This is a genomic window from Mycobacterium sp. THU-M104 (genome assembly GCF_049197365.1).
Taxonomy (GTDB): domain Bacteria; phylum Actinomycetota; class Actinomycetes; order Mycobacteriales; family Mycobacteriaceae; genus Mycobacterium.
Genome location: NZ_JBMIOP010000103.1, coordinates 1 through 7352, shown reverse-complemented (window position 1 = coordinate 7352; position 7352 = coordinate 1). Strand labels below are relative to the sequence as shown.

6 protein-coding genes and 1 pseudogene are annotated in these 7352 nt (G+C 67.1%); all 7 read left to right on the top strand.

From position 1 onward, the window contains the following. Positions 1-197: 197 nt before the first annotated feature. Positions 198-1100: a polyphosphate kinase 2 gene (gene ppk2, locus ACOJVU_RS09415; protein WP_421529528.1), complete on the top strand. Its 903-nt coding sequence runs from the start codon at positions 198-200 to the stop codon at positions 1098-1100. After that, the gene (locus tag ACOJVU_RS09410) at positions 1097-1618 is read left to right on the top strand and encodes a DUF6912 family protein (RefSeq protein ID WP_421529527.1); all 522 of its coding nucleotides are present in this window, start codon (positions 1097-1099) and stop codon (positions 1616-1618) included. The genes ppk2 and ACOJVU_RS09410 overlap by 4 nt, the downstream gene beginning before the upstream one ends. A gap of 156 nt (positions 1619-1774) precedes the next feature. Beyond that, entirely contained in the window at positions 1775-2920 is a 1146-nt protein-coding gene (locus ACOJVU_RS09405) for a ferredoxin reductase (protein ID WP_421529526.1), read from the top strand. A 148-nt stretch (positions 2921-3068) separates the two neighbouring features. Beyond that, positions 3069-4355: a fatty acid desaturase family protein gene (locus ACOJVU_RS09400; protein ID WP_421529525.1), complete on the top strand. Its 1287-nt coding sequence runs from the start codon at positions 3069-3071 to the stop codon at positions 4353-4355. A gap of 60 nt (positions 4356-4415) precedes the next feature. Further along, a complete protein-coding gene (locus ACOJVU_RS09395) occupies positions 4416-5549 on the top strand; it encodes an AraC family transcriptional regulator (protein WP_421529524.1) in 1134 nt (377 codons plus the stop codon). A gap of 10 nt (positions 5550-5559) precedes the next feature. Beyond that, positions 5560-7050, top strand: coding sequence for a flavin-containing monooxygenase (locus ACOJVU_RS09390; RefSeq protein WP_421529523.1), 1491 nt, complete (start codon positions 5560-5562; stop codon positions 7048-7050). Then, a pseudogene (locus tag ACOJVU_RS09385) lies at positions 7047-7279 on the top strand (cholesterol oxidase); the annotation flags it as partial. The gene ACOJVU_RS09390 and the pseudogene ACOJVU_RS09385, both read left to right, overlap by 4 nt. Positions 7280-7352: the final 73 nt, after the last annotated feature.

Below are 7352 nucleotides of genomic sequence, written 5' to 3'. Positions count from 1 at the left end.
GTGCTCAGCGCTACTTTTTTCGCGTTTCGGCGCTGCCACCGCAGTCTCGACACCCCAGCGAACGGGCCCGACGGATTAACGGGCAAGACCACTAGCGTGTGGCGCAAAAGTTGGAGCGGCCGAATCGCAGAGTTGCCGAATCACAGAGTTGTCGAATCACAGAGTTGTCGAATCACAGCGATATAGCATTCGTTGCTGTGAGCACCACGACGCGCGACGGCGCCCCGGCAAAGCCGAAGAAGAAGCCGAAGAAGAAGTCGACGAGAAGAAAATCGGCAGTCCCGGATCCGCCGGGGATTCCCAACGCCGTGTACAAGGCCGAATTATTCCGGCTGCAAAGCGAATTCGTGAAGTTGCAGGAGTGGGTGCGACATTCCGGAGAGCGCCTGGTGATCATCTTCGAGGGACGCGACGGGGCGGGCAAAGGCGGTGCCATCAAAAGGATCACCGAATACCTCAACCCCCGGGAGGTGCGTATCGCCGCGCTGCCGGCGCCGACCGACCGGGAACGCGGGCAGTGGTATTACCAGCGCTATATCGCCCAGTTGCCCGCCAAAGGCGAAATCGTGCTTTTCGACCGGTCGTGGTACAACCGCGCCGGTATCGAGAAAGTCATGGGATTCTGCACGCCGCAGGAATATGTGCTGTTTTTGCGGCAGACGCCGATCTTCGAGCAGATGCTGATCGACGACGGGATCCTGCTGCGCAAGTATTGGTTCTCGGTGTCCGAGGCCGAGCAGCTGCGACGGTTCAAAGCCCGGCGCAACGATCCTGTGCGGCAATGGAAACTCAGCACCATGGACCTGGAATCGGTCTACCGCTGGGAGGACTATTCGCGCGCCAAAGACGAGATGATGGTGCACACCGACACGTCGGTCAGCCCGTGGTTTGTCGTGGAATCGGACATCAAGAAGCGCGCAAGGCTCAATATGATGGCCCACCTGCTGTCCACGATCGAGTACCACGACGTCGAAAGGCCCGAGATCACGTTGCCGAAGCGGGTGATCGAGGCGCAGAACTACCAGCGGCCGCCGCGTGAGCTGTCGAGGTACGTCGAGGACCATGCGGCGACGCTGATCGCGGGCGCGGCGGTCTCGTGACCGTTGTCTACGTTCCCGCCACGCTGGCGATGCTGCAGCGGCTGGTTGCGCAGGGGTCGCTGTCGCCCGTCAGCGGCATCGCGTTCGCGGTGACTCCGACGTTGCGCGAGGCTTACGCCGAGGGCGACGACGACGAACTGGCCGAGGCGGCGCTGCGTGAGGCGGCGCTGGCATCGCTGCGGTTGCTAGCAGCCGAACGGGACGCCGGGCCCGACGGCCTGCCGCCGCGGCGTGCAGTGCTGACTGCCGAGGTCCACATGGGCGGATCCGGGGCCGAACACCGTCCCGATCTCGACGACGCCGTCGTCAAACTCGGTGCGCCCGTCCAGCTGGACCAGGTGATCGCCGTCTATGTCGACACCGCCGAGGCCGAGTCGGATGTCGTCAAGGCCATCGAGGCGATCGACGCCGCGGACCTCGGCGACGAGGATGCCGAACTGGCCGTTGGCGACGCTCAAGACCACGACTTGGCCTGGTATGCCACCCAAGAGCTGCCATTTCTGCTCGAGCTGCTGTGACCGGTGACCGGCCGCGCGCGGCCACATCCGGGCGGGTACGTCGCATTCCAGACTGCGGAACCGTAAGTTACGGTACCGTAGGATTTCGGCGCTGCGCCTCACCGACGCCGACGGGGGCGCTGCTCCCAGCGAAGCAGTCGTGGACAGGAGCTTCCGATGGGCGAAAAATACGTCCCGGTCACCGCCAATGTCGTGGAGACCACGCGTCCCACCGTCGCCGGCGCCGACAGGCACCCCGCCTGGCACGCGTTGCGCACGGCAGCGGCCCGGATCACGACGCCGCTGCTGCCCGACGACTACCTGCGCCTGGCCAATCCGCTGTGGTCCGCGCGGGAACTGCGAGGCCGCATTCTTCAGGTGCGCCGTGAGACGGAGGACTCCGCGACGCTGGTGATCAAACCGGGCTGGGGCTTCAGTTTCGACTATCAGCCGGGCCAGTACATCGGGATCGGCGTCCCGGTCAACGGGAGGTGGCGCTGGCGGTCGTATTCGCTGACATCGAGCCCGGCCACCCGTTCCGGGGCGTCGCGTACGGTCACGATCACCGTGAAGGCGATGCCCGAGGGATTCCTCTCCACCCATCTGGTCGCCGGTGTCGAGCCGGGCACCATCGTCCGACTGGACGCCCCGCAGGGCAACTTCGTGCTCCCCGACCCGGCGCCGCGCTCGATCCTGTTCCTCACCGCAGGATCCGGGATCACGCCGGTGATGTCGATGTTGCGGACGTTGTCGCGCCGCAATCAGATTGGCGACGTCGTGCATCTGCATTCGGCCCCCACTGAAGCCGAGGTGATGTTCGGTGCCGAGTTGGCCGCGCTGGCCGCCGACCAGCAAGGCTACCGATTGCGGGTGCGCAAAACCCGGATCGAGGGGCGGCTGGATCTGACGGAACTCGACCGGGAGGTGCCCGACTGGCGCGAACGCCAGACGTGGGCGTGCGGGCCGGAGGGCATGCTCACCCAGGCCGAAAAGGCGTGGTCGGCAGCCCGCATCGGCGATCGGTTGCACCTGGAGCGGTTCGCGGTGGCCAAGGCGGCGCCGGCCGGGGCGGGGGGAACGGTGACGTTCGCGCGAAGCGGTCGCGCCGTCGCAGCGGATGCCGCGACCTCGTTGATGGAGGCGGGCGAGGGCGCCGGTGTACAGATGCCCTTCGGCTGCCGGATGGGCATCTGCCAGTCGTGTGTGGTGAGCTTGGTCGACGGCCACGTTCGCGACCTGCGAAGCGGCCGCGAACATGAGCCCGGCAGCCGGATCCAGACCTGCGTCTCGGCCGCCTCCGGGGATTGCGTGGTCGACATCTGAGAGCCCACCTGGGAGCCCACTTGAGAGCTACTGACAAGTAACCTACGGATTCGTAGGTTACCATGACAAAGCATGGCGAACCACCACGATCAACCACCCGGTCAACCACCCGGTCAACCACCCGGTCAACCATAGGGAGCTGAAGACGATGGCGATTACTGACGTCGACGTATTCGCGCATTTGACCGATGCTGACGTCGAGAGCCTGGCGGTCGAGCTGGATGCCATCCGCCGCGAGGTCGAAGACTCGCGCGGCGAGCGCGACGCGCGCTACATCCACCGCACCATCGCGGCCCAGCGCGCACTCGAGGTGGCCGGGCGGGTGCTGCTCGCGGCCAGTTCACGACGTTCTGCCTGGTGGGCGGGCACAGTGACGCTGGGCGTGGCCAAGATCATCGAGAACATGGAGATCGGCCACAACGTCATGCACGGCCAGTGGGACTGGATGAACGACCCGGAGATCCACTCCTCGACGTGGGAGTGGGACATGAGCGGGTCCTCCAAGCACTGGCGCTACACCCACAATTTCGTGCACCACAAGTTCACCAACATTCTCGGGATGGACGACGACGTCGGCTACGGCTTGCTGCGCGTCACCCGCGACCAGCGCTGGAAGCGCTTCAACGTCTTCAATCTCGTGTACAACGCCCTGCTCGCCCTGCTCTTCGAATGGGGCGTAGGCCTGCAGCACGTGGAGCTCGGAAAGATCGTCAAGCGCCGGATGGACCACCACGAGGCCCGGGAACGGATCGACGAGTTCCTGGCCAAGGCCGGCAGGCAGGTCCTCAAGGACTATGTCGCCTTCCCGGCGCTGACCGCGCTGTCGCCCGGGGCGACCTACCGGTCGACGCTGAAAGCCAACGCCCTGGCCAACGTGATCCGCAACGTCTGGGCCAATGCCGTCATCTTCTGCGGCCATTTCCCCGACGGCGCCGAGAAGTTCACCACGACCGACATGATCGGCGAAACCAAGGGCCAGTGGTACCTGCGTCAGATGCTGGGCAGCGCCAACTTCGACGCCGGCCCCACGCTGCGGTTCATGAGCGGCAACTTGTGCCACCAGATCGAGCATCACCTCTACCCCGACCTGCCGAGCAGCCGGCTCCACGAGATCTCGGTGCGGGTGCGCGAGCTCTGCGACAAGTACGATCTGCCCTACACCACGGGACCGTTCCTGGTGCAGTACGGCAAGACCTGGCGCACGCTGGCCAAACTGTCGCTGCCCGACAAGTACCTGCGCGACAGTGCCGACGACGCGCCCGAGACCCGCAGCGAGCGGATGTTCGCGGGACTGGAACCCGGTTTTGCCGGCACCGACCCGACGACGGGGCGCCGTCGCGGGCTCAAGACCGCGATCGCCTCGGTGCGCGGGTGGCGGCGCAACAAGAGTGTCGCCGCGGCAGCCGGTCCCGTCGAGGAAGGGTCCGCCGCCTAGCGTGGTCGCGGGAATCCGCTCGGGGCGCTGCGACATCCCTGATCGGCCATACTGGCATTCGTGAAGCTCTTCGCCGGACAGCAGGTCTCGCACTGGGACTTCCCGCGGAGCACGGCCAGCGTCGCGCTGATGACCGAGTTCGGTTGCGCGAACGGGCTGGCCGCAGCGGACGTGCTCGAGAGGGCCGGCCTGTCCGATGCCGACCTGCGCGACCACCGCCGGATGATCACCGGGCGCCAGGAGCTGACGGTCGCGACGAGCCTGGTGGACCTGTTGGGCGACCCGGCGAACCTGGGGGTGCGCTTGGGCACCGGCTATCACGTGGGATCGTTGGGGATTTTCGGCTTCGCCTGCCTGACCAGCTCGACGCTGGGCGACGCCGTCCGGTTCGCGGCCATGTTCTACGAGCTCAGCTACGGGTTCTGCCTGCCCAGTGTCACGGTGGACGGCCTGCTGGCGACTTTGCGGCTCGACCTGCCCGACCTGACCGGCCCGGTCGCGCAGTTCCTCACCCGGCGTGACCTGGCGGCGATCGCCCGCGTCATGTCCGAACTGTTGGGCAGGACCGTCCCGTTCGCGTCGATCGAGTTCGCGGGTCCGGCGCCGCCGTCGGGCGACACGGCGGCCCGCCAGGTGTTCGGCGTGACGCCGCGATACCACTCGTCGGCCACGGTGGCATCCTGGCCGGCCGCGCTGCTCGATGAACGGCTGCCCCAGGCGAGTGAGCTGAGCGTGGCGATGTGTGAGCAGCAATGCCACCAATTGTTGGAACGCCGTCGACAGCGGACCGGTGTGGCCCGCCGGGTCCGCGAACGTTTGGCGGCGATCGACGACAGACCCCACACGATTTCCGCCGTCGCCCGGCAGTTGGCGATGAGTGAGCGCACGCTGCGGCGGCGTCTCGCTGAGGAGAACACGACCTTCCGTGATCTGGCCGAGGAGGTCCACCGGGTCCTCGCCGAGGAGCTGTTGGCAACGGGTGCGCTCTCGGTGGACGACGTCGCGTTGCGGCTGGGCTACGCCGAGGCGACCAGCTTCATCGCCGCGTTCAAACGGTGGACGGGCACGACACCCGCGCGCTATCAACGGTCGGTGGTGCCACGCGCGCGTTGGGTGGCCGTCTCAGCCCCCGTGGCCGGAATCATTGATTTGCGGTCCGCGATCGCCGATGCGTCCGCTCCTGCTTGCTCCTAGGTTGTCAGGTATGCCCCTTCGTCGTCCCCGCGCCCTGGTGATCGGCGCCGGCTTCGGCGGCCTCGCCGCCGCCTACGAGTTGTCCCAACACGGGCTCGCCGACGTGACAGTGCTGGAGAAAGCCGCGGACATCGGCGGCGTCTGGCGAGCGAACACCTATCCCGGTGCCGCCTGTGACGTGCCGTCGAACCTGTACTCCTACTCGTTTGCCCGCAAGACCGACTGGGGCCGCCGCTACGCCGAGCAGTCCGACATCCTCGGCTACATCCGTGACACCGCCGACCGGTACGGTCTGCGCGAGTTGGTGCGCACGGGGGTCGAGGTCACGTCGGCCCGCTACGACGACAGCGCCGCCACGTGGCGGGTGATGACCTCGTCCGGGGAGGTTCTCGAGGCCGACGTGCTCGTGCCCGCGGTCGGCCAGCTGTCGCGCCCGGCGCTGCCGAACATCCCGGGACTCGACGCCTTCGCGGGGCCGTCTTTCCATTCGGCCGAGTGGCGCCACGACGTCGACCTGACCGGCAAGCGCGTCGCGGTGCTCGGTACCGGCGCGTCGGCCATCCAGTTCGTCCCGCGTATTCGCCGGGACGCCGGGCATGTCACGGTCTTTCAGCGCTCGGCGCCCTATGTCGTGCCCAAGCCGGACCGCGCCTACACCGACGCGCACCGTGCCGCGTTCCGGACAGTGCCCGGCTTCGCCGCCGCGATGAGGCAGCTGATCTGGGAGATCTCGGAGTTCTTCGGGCTCGCACTGACCCGGGTCGTCCCGCTCGCCCGGTTGATAGGCATCGCCGCGGCGGCAAACCTGCGGCGCCACATCAAAGATCCGGTCCTGCGGGCCAAGCTCACTCCGGACTACCCGATCGGCTGCAAGCGCGTGCTGTTCAGCAGCGACTGGTACCCGGCGCTGGCAAGCGACAACGTGAACGTCGAAACCGCCGCGATCACCGAGGTGACGTCCACCGGCGTGCGCACCGCCGACGGCCGGCTGCACGAGGTGGACGTCATCGTCTACGGCACCGGGTTCAAGGCCACCGAATTCCTCGCGCCGGTGACGATCACCGGCCGCGACGGCCGGGACCTGCACTCGCAGTGGCGCGACGGCGCGCGCGCCTACCTGGGCATGGCCGTGCCCGGCTTCCCGAACATGTTCTTGATCTACGGCCCGAACACCAACCTCGGCAGCAGCTCCATCATCCTGATGATGGAGCAGCAGGCCCGCTACATCCGCCAGATCGTCGCGGAGCTGGCCCGCGGCGGCGTGCACCGCGCGTTCGAGGTCCGGCCCGCCGTGGAACAGGCCTACGACGCCGAGGTGCAATCCCGCCTCGATGCCGGCGTGTGGACCACGTGCGACTCCTGGTACCGGACCGCCTCCGGGCGGGTCACCACCAACTGGCCGGGGCTGGTCCGGGAATACCAGCGCCGTACCCAGACCGCGAGCCTCGCGGACTTCGACGTGATCCTGCCCGCCTCCGCCGCCCAGGAGGTCGGGGCGTGACCCGGGCGCCGTTCGACTACGACGTGCTCGTGACCGGCTCGGGCTTCGGCGGGAGCGTCACCGTGTTGCGGCTCAGCGAGAATGGCTACTGCGTCGCGAGAATGGCTACCGCGTCGTCGTATCGGAGGCGGGTCGGCGCTTTCACGACGAGGATTTCGCCAAGAACGGCTGGAATGTCTGCGATTACCTGTTCTGGCCCGCGGTCGGCTGCTACGGAATCCAGCGGATCATCAACCGCTGGCCCGCATCCTCCAAGTGGCGTGAACACTTCGAACACAACTGCGAGCACAACTGCGAGCACA

What these genes read in the sequence shown, in the direction of transcription:
- ACOJVU_RS09405 (WP_421529526.1), top strand. Translation starts at nt 1,775, where the DNA reads ATGGGCGAAAAATACGTCCCGGTCACCGCCAATGTCGTGGAGACCACG.
- ACOJVU_RS09400 (WP_421529525.1), top strand. Translation starts at nt 3,069, where the DNA reads ATGGCGATTACTGACGTCGACGTATTCGCGCATTTGACCGATGCTGAC.
- ACOJVU_RS09390 (WP_421529523.1), top strand. Translation starts at nt 5,560, where the DNA reads ATGCCCCTTCGTCGTCCCCGCGCCCTGGTGATCGGCGCCGGCTTCGGC.